This is a genomic window from Streptomyces sp. NPDC046349 (genome assembly GCF_055587885.1).
Genome location: NZ_JBVJFK010000010.1, coordinates 90,507 through 106,714 on the forward strand (window position 1 = coordinate 90,507; position 16,208 = coordinate 106,714).

Annotated in this window: 15 protein-coding genes; 9 read left to right on the forward strand and 6 right to left on the reverse strand. The window is 72.6% G+C overall.

Annotated features, from left to right (window positions below; translation table 11 throughout):
• The first annotated feature begins 39 nt into the window (after nucleotides 1–39).
• Entirely contained in the window at nucleotides 40–432 is a 393-nt protein-coding gene (locus ACZ6JS_RS23770) for a hypothetical protein (RefSeq protein ID WP_469300699.1), read from the forward strand.
• A gap of 49 nt (nucleotides 433–481) precedes the next feature.
• Here the strand turns inward: ACZ6JS_RS23770 and ACZ6JS_RS23775 are convergent, their stop codons facing one another.
• Nucleotides 482–691 (reverse strand): hypothetical protein, encoded by a 210-nt coding sequence (locus ACZ6JS_RS23775; RefSeq protein WP_469300701.1) that lies wholly within the window; start codon nucleotides 689–691, stop codon nucleotides 482–484.
• A 378-nt stretch (nucleotides 692–1,069) separates the two neighbouring features.
• Here ACZ6JS_RS23775 and ACZ6JS_RS23780 point away from each other — a divergent pair, with 378 nt between their 5' ends.
• Nucleotides 1,070–1,591 (forward strand): hypothetical protein, encoded by a 522-nt coding sequence (locus ACZ6JS_RS23780; protein WP_469301048.1) that lies wholly within the window; start codon nucleotides 1,070–1,072, stop codon nucleotides 1,589–1,591.
• A 204-nt stretch (nucleotides 1,592–1,795) separates the two neighbouring features.
• Here ACZ6JS_RS23780 and ACZ6JS_RS23785 read toward each other — a convergent pair whose 3' ends face one another.
• Nucleotides 1,796–3,658, reverse strand: a complete 1,863-nt coding sequence (locus ACZ6JS_RS23785; protein ID WP_469300703.1) for a hypothetical protein — start codon at nucleotides 3,656–3,658, stop codon at nucleotides 1,796–1,798.
• Nucleotides 3,659–4,100: 442 nt separating this feature from the next.
• Here ACZ6JS_RS23785 and ACZ6JS_RS23790 point away from each other — a divergent pair, with 442 nt between their 5' ends.
• Nucleotides 4,101–4,475: a hypothetical protein gene (locus tag ACZ6JS_RS23790; RefSeq protein WP_030848047.1), complete on the forward strand. Its 375-nt coding sequence runs from the start codon at nucleotides 4,101–4,103 to the stop codon at nucleotides 4,473–4,475.
• Between the two features lie 199 nt (nucleotides 4,476–4,674).
• On the forward strand, nucleotides 4,675–5,034 hold the full coding sequence (locus ACZ6JS_RS23795; protein WP_031157605.1) for an ArsR/SmtB family transcription factor: 360 nt from the start codon (nucleotides 4,675–4,677) through the stop codon (nucleotides 5,032–5,034).
• A gap of 67 nt (nucleotides 5,035–5,101) precedes the next feature.
• Here the strand turns inward: ACZ6JS_RS23795 and ACZ6JS_RS23800 are convergent, their stop codons facing one another.
• A complete protein-coding gene (locus ACZ6JS_RS23800; RefSeq protein WP_469300704.1) occupies nucleotides 5,102–6,715 on the reverse strand; it encodes a phospholipase D-like domain-containing protein in 1,614 nt (537 codons plus the stop codon).
• 186 nt (nucleotides 6,716–6,901) lie between these two features.
• Between ACZ6JS_RS23800 and ACZ6JS_RS23805 the strand changes: the two genes are divergently transcribed.
• Together ACZ6JS_RS23805 and ACZ6JS_RS23810 are read left to right on the forward strand one after the other, a co-directional pair.
• Nucleotides 6,902–7,801, forward strand: a complete 900-nt coding sequence (locus ACZ6JS_RS23805) for an NAD-dependent protein deacetylase (protein WP_469300706.1) — start codon at nucleotides 6,902–6,904, stop codon at nucleotides 7,799–7,801.
• Nucleotides 7,802–7,950: 149 nt separating this feature from the next.
• Nucleotides 7,951–8,382, forward strand: a complete 432-nt coding sequence (locus ACZ6JS_RS23810) for a VOC family protein (protein WP_469300708.1) — start codon at nucleotides 7,951–7,953, stop codon at nucleotides 8,380–8,382.
• A 155-nt stretch (nucleotides 8,383–8,537) separates the two neighbouring features.
• Here ACZ6JS_RS23810 and ACZ6JS_RS23815 read toward each other — a convergent pair whose 3' ends face one another.
• Together ACZ6JS_RS23815 and ACZ6JS_RS23820 are read right to left on the reverse strand one after the other, a co-directional pair.
• Complete coding sequence (locus ACZ6JS_RS23815; RefSeq protein ID WP_469300710.1) at nucleotides 8,538–10,970, reverse strand: SpoIIE family protein phosphatase; 2,433 nt, start codon at nucleotides 10,968–10,970, stop codon at nucleotides 8,538–8,540.
• Between the two features lie 176 nt (nucleotides 10,971–11,146).
• Nucleotides 11,147–11,902: a 2OG-Fe(II) oxygenase gene (locus ACZ6JS_RS23820; protein ID WP_469300712.1), complete on the reverse strand. Its 756-nt coding sequence runs from the start codon at nucleotides 11,900–11,902 to the stop codon at nucleotides 11,147–11,149.
• A gap of 373 nt (nucleotides 11,903–12,275) precedes the next feature.
• On the opposite strand from ACZ6JS_RS23820, the gene ACZ6JS_RS23825 reads away from it, so the two are divergent.
• From ACZ6JS_RS23825 to ACZ6JS_RS23835, 3 genes are all read left to right on the forward strand, one after another.
• Nucleotides 12,276–13,019, forward strand: coding sequence for a DUF2470 domain-containing protein (locus ACZ6JS_RS23825; RefSeq protein WP_469300714.1), 744 nt, complete (start codon nucleotides 12,276–12,278; stop codon nucleotides 13,017–13,019).
• Between the two features lie 120 nt (nucleotides 13,020–13,139).
• Nucleotides 13,140–13,793, forward strand: coding sequence for a DUF4389 domain-containing protein (locus tag ACZ6JS_RS23830; RefSeq protein ID WP_469300716.1), 654 nt, complete (start codon nucleotides 13,140–13,142; stop codon nucleotides 13,791–13,793).
• A 119-nt stretch (nucleotides 13,794–13,912) separates the two neighbouring features.
• A complete protein-coding gene (locus ACZ6JS_RS23835; protein WP_469300717.1) occupies nucleotides 13,913–14,296 on the forward strand; it encodes a VOC family protein in 384 nt (127 codons plus the stop codon).
• A gap of 530 nt (nucleotides 14,297–14,826) precedes the next feature.
• On the opposite strand, the gene ACZ6JS_RS23840 is transcribed toward ACZ6JS_RS23835, so the two are convergent.
• A complete protein-coding gene (locus tag ACZ6JS_RS23840) occupies nucleotides 14,827–16,206 on the reverse strand; it encodes a serine hydrolase domain-containing protein (RefSeq protein WP_469300719.1) in 1,380 nt (459 codons plus the stop codon).
• Between the last annotated feature and the right edge of the window lie 2 nt (nucleotides 16,207–16,208).

Genomic DNA, 16,208 nt, shown 5'->3' on the forward strand with positions numbered 1-16,208 from the left:
AATGATCACCAGCCGCAGGGCAGAAGAGGGGACCACATCATGGCCGCGCAGACGACGACAGCACCGGGCAGGCCCACGTTCCAGGGTGTCGCGATCGCCTTGCAGACCCTGTCGCTGCTCTTCCAGGCGGTCACCGCGGGGCTGTTGCTGTCCACGTCCTACGGCGAGGTGCTGCACAGTGTCGGAGCACGGGTGATGTACGGCGCGTCGATGCTGTACGTGCTCGCGGCGATTCTGGCGTGGCGGCCGGGTGGCGGATCGCCCCGGCCCGTCCTGTACGCCTCCGGCTTCCTCGCACTCGCCTCGCTTCAGGTGGTCCTCGGGATCGCGCACATGCCGGGACTGCATGTCCCTCTGGGAGTCGTGATGTTCGGGCTGAGCCTGCTGGCGCTGCGCCGGGCCCCGTCCACCGGCCCCCGCGCGGCGGCGTAACGCCCCCGCCCCGCCCGCCCGGCCGGAGTGGGCCGGGCGGGCCGTCGAATCACCCGAAGCTTCGCCGGTGTTCCCTGGTCTGCTGCGGTGGGATGTTGCGCAGTCGGCGGGCAGGGGGCCGACCCGGGTCGGTCCTGCGTGGATCCTCGTCACCGGATCGGGCTGCGGTCTGGTCGGGTTGCGCGGGTGCAACCGCCGGGACGAGCGCGATCGCAGCGATGGACGCCGCCACCACGACGAGGATGATTGCAATGCTCACAGACATGAATCCCGCCTTTCGCCTTGACCTTGACACCTTATGGCTACTCAGCGTTTCCATTATCGGGCGCTCTAAACACGTTCAGTGACGTCGAGGCGGGCTCCGTCACTCGTGCAGAGCGGCACACGGGACGCGGACGTCCCACCGACTCCTGCGCCGGGAACCCGCCCAGGTGCAGCCCCCGGGAAGGGGCATTCAGACACACCGACGCGGTGTCGTTGAACCCGACGTGGGCGGTCGTCGGGTACCGGGGGCTGCGGGGGACTTCTGCGCTGCATGCTTCCATCGCTCCTTTCCCTGCGGTGATCGCACGCCGTCCGGGGCCCTCGGGCGTTTCGCCCTCGGGGGGTTGTCGGAGGTTGCTCTAGATTGGCTGATGTGAGGGCGCGGGGGCGGGGTTATCGATATGTCGGGCCGGTCGAGCTGAAGGGTGCCGTCCGCCCGGGTGAGGGCGGGCGCCGGATCGGCTCGACAGCCGACTTCGACGGCTGGGTCGGGGAGCAATCGGTGGCGGATCTGGCCGAACCGTTCACCTTCGTGGTCGGTATGGACGGTGTGCTCCGGCTGGCGCCGCGGCGAAGCGAGCACGTGGCCTGTGCCGGCGGGAACATGGTTGTGGGTGCCGGGGAGATCAGCTTCATGACCGAGGCAGACCGGTGGACCGTGAGCGGGGTCAGCAACCAGTCCACCGGGTACTGCCCGGATGTCACCTCCTGGACGGCGGTCGCCCACGCTCTGGACACTGCAGGGCTCCGGCGGCCATCCCGCTTCACGCACGAGGTGGTGTTCCGGCGCTGCCCCGGCTGCCAGGAGCACAACATCGTCCGCGAGCACGACTTCGTCTGCGTCTTCTGCGGCAGCGATCTGCCCCCGGCATGGAACGTGGATCCCGCCGCGTGAGAACCGGGGCCGCAGCACGGCAGGCGGCCGCCGTGTGCACCGAGGCCGCGGCCGCCAGACGGCCGGTAATGCAAGCAGCCGTGAAGGAAGGGCACTTCGCTGCGCCACGCGCTGCTCGCTCCGCATCCTGCACCCCTGCCGCCGCACGGGGGGTGCCCGGCTGCGCACCGGCGTACGCGTGTGCGTCCGGGCCGGCACGGGTGTTCAGTCGGTCGTGAGCAAGCACTGGGCGAGGGCGCGGAGTTCTTCGTCCGGGTGGACTTCCGAGAAAGGTGTCGCGGAGAGCAGGCGCAGCGGCGAGAAGGCGAATGACTCCAGTGTCGGGCGCAGTTCTTCGGGGATCCGGCCGATGCGGGCAAGGGCTTTGAGGGCGCACAGGCCGACCGGTGTGGGGCCGACCAGGGCGGCGAGGATCGGGACGGCCCGCGCCGGGGAGCCTGTGATCGTGCAGTGGGCCTCGGCGGCCGCCGTACGGGTCCACTCGTACCGGGCCGTCAGCAGCGGCTCGATGAGCGGCAGCAGTGGAGCGGCGGCACTGCCGAGCGGCCGGAGGCTGATGAGGTGCCAGTGGACGGGGCCCTGCCCCGCGAGCAGGCCCTCGAAGACGCGCAGTGCCGGTTCCGCCTCGCCGGTCAGCTGGTGGTGGGCCACGGCGGCCGCGGCGCTGAGGGAGGGGTCGGTGCTCTGCACGGCCTCCTGGAGCAGCGAGGTGACCTCCGGCGTCACGACACCGGCCCCGCCTATCCGGCGGGCGGCCACGACGGCCGCCCGCCGGGTGCGCAGGCAGTCGAGCAGTTCCGGCTGCGCCTGCCGCGCGGCGGCGCCGAACTGCGCCAGCGCACCGATCAGCGCGATGGCATCGTTCCCCGTGGCGCCGGCGGACAGTGTGCGGCGTATCAGGGGTATCAGCCGGTCGGCGGCATCGGGGAAGGACGCGGCGGCCGCCCTGAGGGTCTCCGGGCCGGGGTGGCGCAGGGCCAGGTCCAGGGCGCGGGGGTCGCGTGAGCGCACCAGGGCGAGGAGCGCGGGCGCCGCGGTCTCCCCCGGCGTACGGGCGTGGTCGTACAGCACGTCCCGGAGGTCGGCGCCGGGCTGGGGCAGGCGCTCGATCCATTCGCCGACGGCGGTGAGGCAGCGGGCCGACGCGCTGGAGTCCCGCTGGTGCGGCAAGGCGGCGAGCATCAGGGCCAGCACCTGGGGTTCCCGGTCGCGCCAGGTCTCCGCGGCCTGCCGGGCGAGCCGGGACCCGCGCCCACCGAGGTCTCCGGCCGCGATCCAGCGGGCGGCCACGGAGAGGCAGGCGTCCACGTCCCGGGTGAGCAACTCGGTGATCCGGTCCTCCTGTGACCTGGTGTCCGCCCAGGGGAAGCCGTCCTCTCCCGGATCCGGTTCGGCCCCGTCCTCGGCAAGGACGTCCACCAGCCGCTTCCCGTAGGGCGGCCCGGACCGTTCGGCGGCGAGCAGGGCGGCGGCCAGCCGGACCTCGGGGAACGGGCTGTCGATTGCCTCGGCCCGGCGGCCGAACCGGTCGAGGACGACCAGGGCGTCCGCGCGTACCGCGGCGACGGGATCGCTGGTGTACAGCTCGTCGACCCGGCGCTCGGCCGTGGCGCGCGCCTCTGCCGGCAGCCGGCCGGCCACGGCGGCGACCACCCGCAGCGCGGCCCTGCGTACCCTGCGCTCGTCGTCCCCCAGGCAGGGGAGCAGGTCCGGGAGCACCCGCGCGAGCTCGGTGCAGATCGCGGCGAGCGAACTGCCGGTCCAGGAGGGCGATTCGGTGTCCTGCGGGTCGTGGTCGGCCAGGACGGCGAGCAGCATCAGCAACTCGTCGCGCCTGCCGGGGGCATGGAGCACGGCGTGAGCGAGGAACGGGACGGCGGGTGCGGAGGCCGGGTAGACGGTGCCCTGGTGGTGGATGTTGCCGTACAGCTCGTCGATGGCTTCGCCGGCCGTGTCGTCGTCGTGTGCGTAGAGCGCCCTGATCAGCTCGGGCACGTCCGCGGCCGGGCCGTAGGCGTGGGTCAGGTCATGCCAGTTGACGTCGTCCAGCTCGGCCGGAGATCTCATGGTGGGCGCTCCTCAGCGATCAAGTGTGCCGACCGTACCGATCACCACTGACAACTCGCGGGCGTAGGCAGGAGCCACTCCGACCCAGGTCGACGGCGGTGGCCGGCACCCGTCGGCCAAACCCGTCAATCGCAGGGCTGCGCAGGTGACGTGGGTACGCGAGGGATCGTCTCCCGCCCGCCGACCGGCTCCGGGCTGCACGGACGTGCCTTTCGGGGCCCGCGCCCCGCGGGGCGGGCGGGCTCCCGGTGCGGCGCCGACTGCCGTTCCTTTTCGGGCAGTCGGGTGATCGCGGGCTCGCACCCTAGCGGATGGAGGTCCATATCCTGCCGGAATACCTGATGTTCGCCACGTACCTGGCTTCCAGCGCGTAGCGTCCCCCGTGCAACCTGACCGGAGACGTGAAGCCGGCCAGGGCCGTGAAAACGAGGAGGCTGCAACGATGGTGAACGTGGAGACGTCCCTGAAAGAGGCGATGACCTCGATCGAGGGGAGCGTGGGGGCGGCGTTGGTCGACTACACGAGCGGCATGGCCCTCGGCACGCTGGGGGGCGGCAAGGACCTCGACCTGACGGTCGCCGCCGCGGGGAACACCGATGTGATCCGGGCGAAGGCCCGCACCATGGAGATGCTGGGCATCAAGGAGGACATCGAGGACGTACTGATCACCCTCGGCAGCCAGTACCACCTCATCCGGCTGCTCAAGGGGCGCGGGGGCAACGGCCTGTTCCTCTACATCGTCCTGGACAAGGCGAAGTCGAACCTGGCCATGGCCCGGCACCAGCTCAAGCGCATCGAAGCGGACCTGGAGCTCTAGCCGCCTTCCTGTACCCCGACTCTTTTTTTGCCCACGAGTTGAAGAAATCTTCAACTCGGCACATCCGAATAAAGTCAGCGCAGGGTGGGGCGGAGCCGGGGTACAGGAGAATGGCTGGTCATGGTCACCGGGGGCGGGCCCGGCGGAACCGGACGCCGTCCCCGTCCAAAGGTCAGAACCCGGGTAGGAGCGTTGCCACATGCAGGTCCCGCTGTACCAGGCCAAGGCGGAGTTCTTCCGGATGCTCGGACACCCCGTCCGCATCCGCGTGCTCGAACTCCTTCAGAACGGCCCCGTACCCGTGCGCGAGCTGCTGAACGAAATCGAGATCGAACCGTCCAACCTCTCGCAACAGCTCGCGGTATTGCGCCGATCCGGCATCGTGGTCTCCATACGCGATGGCTCGACGGTCAGTTACGCCCTCGCCGGGGGCGATGTGGCGGAGCTCCTGAGAGCCGCCCGGCGCATCCTCACCGAGCTGCTGGTCGGGCAGAGCGAGCTGCTCGCCGAACTCCGGCACGCCGACACCTCGGTTCACACGGGTCCTCCCCCGCTGTAGCCGCGGCGGCAGCGCACACCGCCGAGGCCCTCGAGAGGCGCCCCGGCGGCGTGGGTGGCGTGCCGCGTCAGCCCTGGCAGAGGCCGCGGGCGTAGTCGTACGTCGCGGTGGCCTGGGAGTAGCGCCACTGCGGGTCCAGCAGGTCGCTCTTCAGCTGTCCGGCCGCGGCCGGGCTCTCCACGATGTACCCGAAGTCCTGCAGCCAGGACGGGTAGAGGTTCTTGGAGCCGATGTAGAAGGCCGATCCGTCCACCGAGACCAGCTTGTGGTGCTGGGCGTACGGCTTGCCGTCCGCCCAGGTCGGCCGGTCGGACGCCCGGAACGTGGCGAGCTGGAGGTTCTCGCACATGGCCGTGCGCGCCCGGGCGCCGTCACCGGTCAGGGCCGCCACCCGGCCGCGCAGCGCGTCGCTCACCTCGGAGAGGGACTTGATCTGCGAGTAGCCGCCGCTGCCGATGGTTCCGCGGTTCGCGGGGTCGCTCACGACGATGCGGACCTTCACGCCGGAGACGAGCTTCGCGGCGAGGGCGTCGTAGAGCCGCACGTCGTAGCGGGGCAGCGGCGGGCAGGTGGCGTGGATGTCCTGCTGGGAGATCTCGATGTGCGAGGTCGCTCCGGCGACGAGGGCGCGCAGCGCGCTCTCCTCCGGGTTGACGGTGTCGTAGTCCCGGTCGGCGTTGGTCTTGTCGGGCAGCCCGATCCCGCACTTGGTGTCGCCGGCCGTGGGCAGCACGGGGCGGAAGGACGAGGTGGGGTCGCTCTGGCGGATGCCGACACCGAGACCGCCGACGGCGAGCGCGGCCACGTCCCCGCCGCCCGACGGCCGGGCGGGCCGGGGCAGGGAGGGCATGCAGTCCGCGCCGGGCGATGCGGCGAACCAGACCGAGCTCCAGCTGCTCCTGTTGCGGCAGGTCCAGTCCCACAGGGAGTCCAGGTAGCGGCCCGCGGATCCGGCGGCGGGGCCGGACAGCGCGAGGTCGACGTCGGCGACGGGGTGGGCGGTCTCGAGGTAGTCGTCCTTCCAGCTGTTGATGCCGCCGGTGATGACCGAACTGCCGTCCACCACGATCAGCTTGGAGTGGTTCCAGGAGAAGGAGGTCTTCGACGTGGTCATCGAGGCCACGTTGAGGGTGATGTTGGCCGAGGCGGCCGGGCCGAGCTTCGCGAGCAGCTCGTCGCGGTAGGAGGAGGGGATCACGGTGGAGTGGTAGACGGGCGCGGCGCCCACCATGATGCGCACCTTGAGCCGGTTGCCCTGCTGGGCGGAATCCTTCAGGCCCGCGACGATCGCGTCCTGGTAGCCGCCGTTGGGAAAGGGCGCGAGCGTCGATATGTCGACCGTCTCCCGGGCGGCTGCGATGTCCTGGCGCATCTTGTCCAGGAGGCGGCGCGATCCGGGCCGGTCGGTGCATGCCGGGTCGCCCCAGCAGCCGGGTGTCTGGAGCAGCCAGTCGGCGCCGCCGGGCGTGGAGGACCCGAGCCGGTTGCCGGAGGTGCGCTCCCAGACGGAGCCCTCCAGGCCCGGGGAGACCTGCCGCAGGGTCTGCTCGATCGAGTCCAGGCGCGGTGTGGGCGATTCCGCGGCGTGGGCGGGGGCGGCGGCGGTGGCGCCGAGGAGGGAGATGCCGAGAGCGAGGGCCGAGGTGGAGAGGAGGGCCGTCGTACGGACGGTGCGTGCCAATGTGGTTCCTTGACTGGGGGGTGGCTCGGGCCGGGAGCGCGGGTCGGCCCCGCCTCCGACCTTGATCAACTCGCGCAAGTTACCAGCAGGTAGACCACTGTTCACCTTCGCCGGGCGAGTTCCGGCCACCCTCGTCGCCGCGCGGGGCGGGCGGTGTCCGTCCGGCCCGTTCCGTACGCTGGTCGCATGCGCACGCGCCCCACTCTGAGCTGGACGCCCACCGAGGACCTGCCGCCCGGGACGACGGATCCGGGGCCGGTCGCCGACGCCCTGCGGGCCGGCGGCGTGCTGGTGCTCAGCGGGGCGGGCATCTCCACGGAGTCGGGCATCCCCGACTACCGGGGCGAGGACGGGAGCCTGCGCCGGCACACCCCGATGACCTACCAGGAGTTCACCGCGAGCGCTCAGGCCCGGCGCCGCTACTGGGCGCGCAGCCACCTCGGCTGGCGGACCTTCGGCCGAGCCAGGCCCAACGCCGGGCACCGGGCCGTCACCGCGTTCGAGCGGCACGGGCTGCTCTCCGGGGTGATCACCCAGAACGTCGACGGCCTGCACCAGGCCGCCGGCAGCGCGGACGTGGTGGAACTCCACGGCAGCCTGGACCGGGTCGTGTGCCTCACCTGCGGAACTCCCGGCTCGCGCCGCGACCTCGCGCGGCGGCTGGAGGAGGCCAACGCGGGCTTCGAGCCGGTCGCCGCCCGGCTGAACCCGGACGGTGACGCCGACCTCACCGACGAACAGGTCCGGGACTTCTCCGTGGTGCCCTGCGCACGGTGCGGGGGCGTCCTGAAACCGGATGTGGTGTTCTTCGGCGAAACGGTCCCCCAGGGGCGGGTCGAACAGTGCCGTCGGCTGGTCGACGGCGCGACCTCGCTGCTGGTACTTGGATCGTCACTGACAGTGATGTCCGGCCTTCGGTTCGTCCGCCAGGCTGCCCGGGACGGCAAGCCCGTGCTGATCGTCAACCGCGACCCCACCCGCGGCGACCGGCACGCCGTCACCCGGGTCGCACTCCCCCTGGGTGCGGCCCTCACCACCCTGGCCGACCGGCTGGCCATCCCGGTCGACGGCCGCCACCTCAGCTGACACCGTGCGGCGACGCCCCGTGGGCCGCCGTGCGGGCCGCGGCGGGAAGGGGTCGCGGTGGCCGGAGGGCTGCCGAGAGTCCGTCCGGCGGCGTACGCCATCATGGGCGGCGGCGCCGCCACGGGCGTCCGGGGAGGGAGGGGCGGGCGATGTCCGACACGCCGCCGTCCACGGCGACCGGGATGCTGCACCACGTCGAGATCTGGGTGCCCGACCTCGGCCGGGCCGTTGCCTCCTTCGGCTGGCTGCTGGAAGCCCTGGGGTACGCGCTGTTCCAGAGCTGGACCGACGGGCGCAGCTGGCGGCTCGGAGCGACGTATCTGGTGTTCGAGCAGTCCCCGGCCCTCACGGCCGACCGCCACGACCGGTGCCGGCCCGGGCTGAACCACCTGGCGTTCCATGTGGAGGGCCACGAGAGGGTGGAGCGCCTGGCCGCCGAAGGCCGGCGGCACGGCTGGAGCCTGATGTTCCCCGATCGCCACCCGCACGCCGGCGGCGATGGGACCCACGCCGCCTACCTGGTGAACGCCGACGGCTTCGAGGTCGAACTCGTCGCCGTCGACCGCCACGAGTCCGGCTGACGGCGCGTGACGCTCCCACTCCGAGCGACCCCGGCAGCTCCGGCAGCTACGGCACAAGTCCACCATGACGAACCTGTTGGGGCTCGCAGCCTCTGTTCGCCGGACCGGTGACGATCGGCGGCGCCGCCCGGGGGCGGGGCCGGCCCGCAGCCGGGTCAGGCGGTCCGCGCACGCCAGGGGATCTCGGCCCAGACCTGCTTGCCGCCGCTGAGCGGCACCGAGCCCCAGGCCGTCGCCGTCGCCTCGACGATGAGCAGGCCGCGGCCGCCGGTCGCCTCCCAGCTCACCGACACCGGTTTGACGGGGCTGCGCGGCGAGGCGTCGTTGACCGCGATCCGCAGCCGGTCCGTCGACAGGGTCAGGTCCATGCCCACCTCGCCCTGCGTGTGCGCGATCGCGTTGGTGACCAGCTCGGACACGATCAGCAGGGCCGTGTCGACCTCCTCCACCATTCCCCAGGACCGCAGCGTGCGCGCGGTGAAGCGGCGTGCGTGCAGGACGGCCTTGGGCAGGCGCCACACCGTCCAGTGGCTCCGCTTGGGCCGACCCGCCGTGCCGTCGTAGCGCAGCAGCAGCAACGCCACGTCGTCGTCGCGGCGGCCCACCCCCGCGACCAGGTCGTCGGCGACCCCTCCGGCATCGACCGGGTCGGCCTCGGCGAGCGCGTCGCAGACCCGCCGCATGCCTTCCTCCAGAGGCAACCTGGCGGACTCGACCAGGCCGTCCGTCAGCAGGACGAGCAGGGTGCCGGGGAGCATCCCCGTCTCGGTCATCGGGAATTCGGCCTCGGCGAGCACGCCCAGGGGAGGTCCTCCCTCGACCGCCAACTCCTCGGCGACTCCGTCGGGATGGCGCAGTACCGGCGGCAGGTGACCGGCCCGAACGACCCTCGCGATGCCCTCCTCCATGTCGAGGTCCACGTAGGTGCACGTGGCGAACAGGTCGGTCTCCATGCCGACGAGCAGACGATTGGCGCGCGCGACCACCACGTCGGGCGGGTGGCCCTCCACCGCGTACGCCCTGACGGCCGTGCGCATCTGGCCCATGATGGTGGCGGCTCCGGCGCTGTGCCCCTGTACGTCCCCGATGACGAACGCCACGTGACCGTCGCCGAGCGGGATGACGTCGTACCAGTCTCCGCCGACCTCCAGTCCCGCGGTCGCGGGCAGGTAGCGGGCGACGGCGACCCCTCCCGGCAGTTCCGGGAGCTTACGGGGCAGCAGACTGCGCTGGAGCATGGTGGCGAGTTCGTGGCGCGCGTCCAGCGCGTGGGCCCGTACCAGGGCCTGCCCCACCAGCCCCGCCGTCGCGGTCAGCAACGACCGCTCCTCCGGTGCGAAGCGGTGCTCCTCGTCCCAGCCCACGAGGCACACCCCGATCATCCTCCCCTCGGCGGGCAGCGGCAGCACCGCGAGGCCGCCGGGCCCGACGCCCAGGAGGCCGGGCTCGAGCACGGCGCCCGGCGGCCACAGGCTCATGTGGCCGGCGCGGAGCGCGCTCTGCAGAGTGGGCAGATCGCCGAGTGGCACGTCGGGCCACTCGGAGCGCCACTCCGCGCGCCAGACCTCGGGCCAGGCATCGGGCTCCGGGGGCACGAGGGCGGTGACGATGAGGCGCTCGGGCTCCAGTTCACCGACCGCGACGCGGGAGGCGCCGAGCGGCTCGCGCAGGGCTTCGACCGCCAGCCGGCTGACCTCCCGGATGGTCGCCGCTCCCGCCAGGGTGGCCGACAGCCGCTGCACGAGTGACACCTCGTCGGCGCTGGGCCGCAGGTAGGAGGCGTCGGCAACCACGCCCAGGACACGCTGCGGTGTGCCGTCGGAGCCCACCTCCACCCGGCAGCGCAGGCCCAGCCAGCGCAGCTCACCGCCCGGCCGGCGGATACGGAACGCCAGCTGCTGCCCGCCGGCGGCCAGCCGGTCCGGCTCCACGACCGCCATCAGCGCGGGCATGTCGTCGGGGACGGCGCAGGCGAGCAGGGTCTCCACCTGCCCGTCGAACTGTTCGGGAGACAGGCCCAGCAGTTCCAGCACGTGGGCGTGGGCCTCCATGCGGCCGGTGCCCAGGTCGAGGATGAAGGCGCCGCCCTGGTCGGGGACCAGGGACTGGACGAGATGTGCCTGCGGGGCCCTGCGCCCGGCGAAGCGGGCCGCGACCGATTCGAGGCGGGCGGCCACCTGGTCGGCGTACAGCTCCAGCAGGCTCCGGTCGTCGGCGCTGAAGCCCTCCCCGACCTCGCCGGCGACGATCAGGCAGCCGAGCTCCTGGTCGCCATGGCCCAGGGGCAGGGCGCCCAGCGAGATCCGGGCCGGCGAGTTCGGGGTGCCGTCCCCGACCCGGGTGGGGAAGTGGTGGGGGTCCTCTTCGACGAAGGTGGCGAGTTCCTTGGGTGTCAGCCACAGGGGGCGGCCCGAGCGGAAGGCGTTCGCGGCGGGTGAATGGCCGGCGACGGCGAGGATGGCGGGCAGGCCGTAGAGGACCCCCCGGTTTCCGGTCAGCTCGGCCAGGTGGAGTTCCCGGTCCTGGTCGGCGGCGACGTAGACGGCGGCGAGCTGAGCCCCGCAGAACGCGAAGCGATGTCTGGTCACTGTCCGTGTCGCCTCCTCCCGAGGCCGGTCCGCCGAGCGCCCGATCTCCCTCCATGCTGTCGCGCCCGGGACGTTTCGGGCGAGTCGGAACGCCGCTGCCCGGCGGCAGTGCGGCGCGGGCGGGGTCGGCCGTCGTGGATCCGTGCCGGTGCGGCGCCGCGTGCGCGGCTCCGCCGCTACGTCGTCCGGCGGGGCAGGGGAAGGGTGAGACGGGTGGCCGGGTCCGCGGCCGGGAGGGCGATGGGGCTGGCACCGTCGTGGTCGTGCTCCACATCCGCGAGCGGGCGGGTGCGTTCGGCCGCATGGGCCAGCCACGGCCAGATCCGGAACGGGTCGTCGGACACCGTCGCCGCGGCGCCGGTGCCGCTGATCCATGTCGTGAGGGTGAAGCGGTGGTCGGCGAAGTTCCCGCTGGGGCAGGTGGAGGGGACGACCTCGTGGAACGCTCCGGCCGGGAAGAACACGATGCTGTCGTGCTCGGGCTCGATGGTGCGGTAGGACTCCGCAGGCCGGGCTCCGCCGTCGGCGAGCAGGGTGTCGTGCAGCCGGAGCCGGCCGCCGCCGAAGCCGCGCGGCTTGCGGTGGAGGTAGTACACGGCGGAGAGGGCCGTGCCGACGTCGCGGACCCGTGAGGCGTCGGTGTGGATGCCGTAGTGGCCGCCTTCGCCGTGCGACGTGAGGACCGTCAGGGTCTGCGTGAGTGCCGCCCGGTGGCCGAGGATCTCCTGGACGAGCGGCAGGCAGTCCGCCAGGTGCGCGCTGAACACGGGGCTGGTCACGGGGAGGACGAGGGAGCTGCGGCCCTTGTGGGAGACCTGGCCCGACAGCGGGTCGAGGACCGTCCCCGCGTAGAAGTCGGCTTCCCGGGAGATCGCGTACGACAGGAGGGCGCCGGCACGTTCCGCGCCGAGGAAGTTCTCGAAGCGACACATTGGCGCAGGGACCACGGGAGCCGTGGACCACTGATCGGAGCGAGGCAGGACCTGGGTGCCGATTTCCGCCGGGGTGGCCGATTCCATCGCGTATCCGCTCATGGCCCGGAACCGTACGCGCGAGGGCCGGAGCCACCGAAGGGGCACATGGGGGGCGCACGGAAGAACATCGGCGCGGCGCCATGCGCTGACTGGTGGGGGTGGGCCCGCCCCCGTGTGCGACGTCATGACGTGCGGCTCGAGGCGTACGCCGGCGCACACGCCCCGGGGCGCCTCTCCCGCGATCGCCGCGGGCGTCGGCTGACTTTCGCGGCTGGTCACACCACCATCCATCCGTTAGATTAGGCAAGCCTTACCTAACCCGGAGGTTGTGATGAGTGCTGCCGCCCTGCCCGCGGCCGAGGCGACCCTCGCCGAGCAGACCCGCTCCGTGCTCGCCCGGGCGGTCTCGCTGACCGTCACCACGAACGGGCTCCGCTACGACCTGGTCGGCCTGCACTCCGTCAACGCGAGAGGCCAGGTGCGGCTGCGGCTGCCGGCCGACAGCCTGCCGGCGGCGCACGTGGCGTGCGCACCCCGCGGGGCCCTGGCGGCGCTGGTGGAGTTCACCGACATCGCGCCCGTCGCCGTACGCGACCGGGTGCGGGCCCGGGTGACGCTGTCGGGCTGGCTCACCCGGTCCGGGCAGGACACCTCGACGGACGACGTCGACCTGCGCCTCGACGCGGCGCGCGCCACCCTGGCGACGCGGGAGGCGACGGTGAAGGTCGGCCTCGACGAACTCGTCCTCGCCCGGCCGGACCCGCTCGCCGTCGACGAGGGCTCGCTGCTGACGCACCTGGCCGACGCCCACCAGGACGCGGTGACCCGCCTGACCCGGCTGGCCGACCCCTGGCTCCTGCACGGCGTCCTCCGCGTCCTGCCCCTCGCCGTCGACCGCTACGGCATCACCCTGCGCTGCGAATACGCCCGCAACCAGCGCGATGTGCGCCTGCCCTTCCCCGCGCCCGTGCAGGAGGCGTCCCGGGTCGGCGAGCAGATCCAGCTCCTGCTCGCCGCCGCCCAGACCTGCCCGAGGCGCCGCCACCCGCCGGCACGACAGGGGATGCACGAGTAGGGGATGTCGGTCCGGCGGCCCTCCACGCAGCCCGGTGCGCCGCCAGGCCCCGCGCGGTGCGGGGCGCGCGGCCGGGACGGAAGATGGAGGAGGGCCGGGCGACGAGATGAGGTGAGCGGCATGACCATGCAGACCCCCTACCCGCCCGTCACGGTGTCGGCCAGGCTGGACGCACCGCTCTCGCGCTGGCTGTGGCTGGTCAAGTGGCTCCTCGCGATCCCCCACTACGTCGTGCTGGCCTTCCTGTGGCTCGCGTTCCTGGTGATCAGCGTGATCGCGTTCTTCGCGATCCTCTTCACCGAGCGCTACCCGCGTGCGCTGTTCGACTTCAACCTCGGGGTGCTCCGCTGGTCATGGCGGGTCTCCTACTACGCCTACGGCGCCCTCGGCACCGACCGGTACCCGCCCTTCAGCCTGGGCCCCGAGCCCGACTACCCGGCCCGGCTGGACGTCGTCTACCCCGAGCGGCTCTCCCGCGGCCTGGTTCTGGTGAAGTGGTGGCTGCTCGCCATCCCGCAGTACCTCGTGATCGGCATCTTCACCGGCGCCGTGCACAGCTACTGGTCGGCGGGCGGGCTGATCGGGCTCCTCGCCCTGATAGCTGTCGTCACCCTGGCCTTCACCGAGAAGTACCCGCGCGACCTTTTCGACCTGGTCATCGGCCTCAACCGGTGGGTGCTCCGGGTCACCGCCTACGCCTCACTGATGACAGACGCATACCCTCCGTTCCGTCTCGACATGGGCGGCGGCGAGCCCGTGGACGCCGCGGTCTGACGCGGGCGCCCCCGTCAGCCCGGGGACGCCGGTTGGCCATGCGGCGGCCCGCTTTCAAGGGGACCATGGGGCGTGGAGGGCCGTGATCGGCCGGGACCGGACAGGTGGAGGGAGAGAACATGCTGGGAGACAGCAGGGCATTCAGCGGTTTTTCGGTCGACAGCATCGACGCCGCGAAGGACTTCTACGGCTCGACCCTCGGTCTGCGGGTCTCCGAGGACAACGGGATGCTCTCCCTCCATCTGGGTGGGGGCGCCGTCGTGCTGGTGTATCCGAAGGAAGATCACGCCCCGGCGACCTTCACCGTGCTGAACTTCCCGGTGCCCGACATCGACCGGGCCGTCGACGACCTCGGTGCGCGCGGTGTGGCCTTCGAGCGCTACGACGGCTTCGGGCAGGACGCGAAGGGCGTCTCCCGCAACGAGGGCGGCCCCCCGATCGCCTGGTTCAAGGACCCGGCCGGGAACGTCCTCTCCGTGCTCGAGGCGGACGGTGCCCAGTAGTGCCTTGTCAGCGTCAGCCGGTCCTGTCGCGGTGGGTGTCCGGTAGTTCGCCGACTGTGTGACGGCCGGCGAACTGACGGCAGTGCGGGGCTCGGCTCGAGCGGTTCACACGCTCCGTCCTGCGCGAGGCGGCCGCCACGCGACCTCGCCCCGCTCCCCGCTCCCCGTACCGCGCCGACTGAACGCGCTGTCGGCCGCGGAGGACGACCGCCGCCCCGCTGCCTGCCTCGTCGTCCGGGGTCGACCCCGGACGCGGTACGGCCGCGTACGCGAGCGCCGGGTACGGGGCCTGTTCCAGCGCCGCGGCGAGGACACCGACACGTCCCCCGGGGACCAGCGGCCAGGGAGCGGTGAGCCGGATGGCCCGGCTCACCGCCCTCCGCACGCGGGCCGGGTGCGGGGACGCGGGCGTCGTGGCGGCGGTCCGCGTCGGCCTCGACGCGCAGCACGCCGACGCGCCGCCGTGCTCGCCGAGCGTCTGCGCCTCCGGCCGCCCCTCGAGGGAGCCGCCAGGTGATGCGTACGCCGGCTCAGCGCGCGAGGGCCGCCGGGGGCGCGGGGAGCGACGGCAGAGCCGGGGGCAGGGCTGCCGGGCCCTGGACGGCATCGTTCTTCGGGGCCTTCGGGGCCTGCGGGGCCTGCGGCTGCTTCGGCACGGTCCTGCCGCACAGGGCCTGGTCGCGGTAGTCGATCATGGCGGCGTCGGCCGGGTGCGGCTCGAGCGCCGTACCCGCCTCGTTGATGCGCTGGTACTTCATCAGGTTGTACCCGAGGGCGAACTGCCGGGTGCCGTCCGGGCTGGACAGGGCCTGGGTGCCGGCGCCCCAGACTCCCCCGTCGTGGCCCCAGGCCGGGCCGCACGGCGTGTCCAGGGAGTAGATGCCGAGGCCGTAGCGCAGGACCACCGTTCCCTCCTCGTTCTTGACGTCGTACGTGGTGCGCATCTGGTCCAGCTGGCGGCGCGGCAGGAGGTCGCCGCCGAGCAGGGCCCGGTAGAAGGTGTTCAGGTCCTGCGGGGTGGAGACGAGGGCTCCCGCGGTGCCGGCCCAGGTCATGTTGTAGACGCTGTAGTCGCGCGGCGGGTCGATGAGCCCGTGGAAGCTCTCGTACATGCGGGAGTGGGGACCGCGGATGCGGGGTTCGGTGCCGGGGAAGTAGGTGTCCCGCAGGCCTGCCCGCCGGATGACGTCCCGGGCGATGAGCCGCTCCGGGTCCTGGCCGGTCACCTTGCGGAGGATCTCGCCCAGCAGCACGTAGTTGGTGTTGGAGTAGCTCCATTCGGTGCCGGGTTCGAACCGCTGTGGCCGGGCCACGCCGTAGCCGATGAGCTCGGTGGGGCGGATCGTCCGGAAGCGGTGGTCGTCCAGGCTCGCGGTGGTGCCCTGTTGGAGGGAGGGGAAGGCGTCCGCGATGTAGTCCTCGATGCCGCTGGTGTGGTTGAGGAGCATGCGCACGGTCACCTTGCGGCCGCGCTCGCCGGGCAGGAGTTCCGGCACGTAGTCGCCGACCGGCCGGTCCAGGTCTATGCGTCCCTTCGCGTTCTGCTGGAGCACGGCGACGGCGGTGAACGTCTTGGTGACGCTGCCGACGCGGTGGCGCAGGTCCGCGCGGACCGGACGCCCGGTCGACAGGTCGGCGACGCCGGCGGCCCCGTCGAAGCGCTCGCGGCCGGCGCGGGCCGCGGAGAAGACGCCGTACACGCCTGCGTCCCGGACCGCGTCGAGCCCGCTCTGGAGCGCGGCCCGGTCGATACGACCGTCGGCGGACGCTGCCCGGGCGGCCTGCTCACCGGGGCCCGCGGCACTGGCGGCAGGCGCGAGACCTGCCAGCAGGGCCGCGGCGACGGCGGTCGCCGAGGCCGCGCGGCGCAGTCGCCGTGCGGGGCGGTCCAGGGGACGGGGGTGGCTCATGG

Coding starts and splice junctions, on each gene's coding strand:
- ACZ6JS_RS23835 (WP_469300717.1), top strand. CDS start 13,913: ATGCTGGGAGACAGCAGGGCATTCAGCGGTTTTTCGGTCGACAGCATC.
- ACZ6JS_RS23795 (WP_031157605.1), top strand. CDS start 4,675: ATGCAGGTCCCGCTGTACCAGGCCAAGGCGGAGTTCTTCCGGATGCTC.
- ACZ6JS_RS23820 (WP_469300712.1), bottom strand. CDS start 11,902: ATGTGTCGCTTCGAGAACTTCCTCGGCGCGGAACGTGCCGGCGCCCTC.
- ACZ6JS_RS23830 (WP_469300716.1), top strand. CDS start 13,140: ATGACCATGCAGACCCCCTACCCGCCCGTCACGGTGTCGGCCAGGCTG.
- ACZ6JS_RS23810 (WP_469300708.1), top strand. CDS start 7,951: ATGTCCGACACGCCGCCGTCCACGGCGACCGGGATGCTGCACCACGTC.
- ACZ6JS_RS23825 (WP_469300714.1), top strand. CDS start 12,276: ATGAGTGCTGCCGCCCTGCCCGCGGCCGAGGCGACCCTCGCCGAGCAG.
- ACZ6JS_RS23840 (WP_469300719.1), bottom strand. CDS start 16,206: ATGAGCCACCCCCGTCCCCTGGACCGCCCCGCACGGCGACTGCGCCGC.
- ACZ6JS_RS23805 (WP_469300706.1), top strand. CDS start 6,902: ATGCGCACGCGCCCCACTCTGAGCTGGACGCCCACCGAGGACCTGCCG.
- ACZ6JS_RS23785 (WP_469300703.1), bottom strand. CDS start 3,658: ATGAGATCTCCGGCCGAGCTGGACGACGTCAACTGGCATGACCTGACC.
- ACZ6JS_RS23770 (WP_469300699.1), top strand. CDS start 40: ATGGCCGCGCAGACGACGACAGCACCGGGCAGGCCCACGTTCCAGGGT.
- ACZ6JS_RS23790 (WP_030848047.1), top strand. CDS start 4,101: ATGGTGAACGTGGAGACGTCCCTGAAAGAGGCGATGACCTCGATCGAG.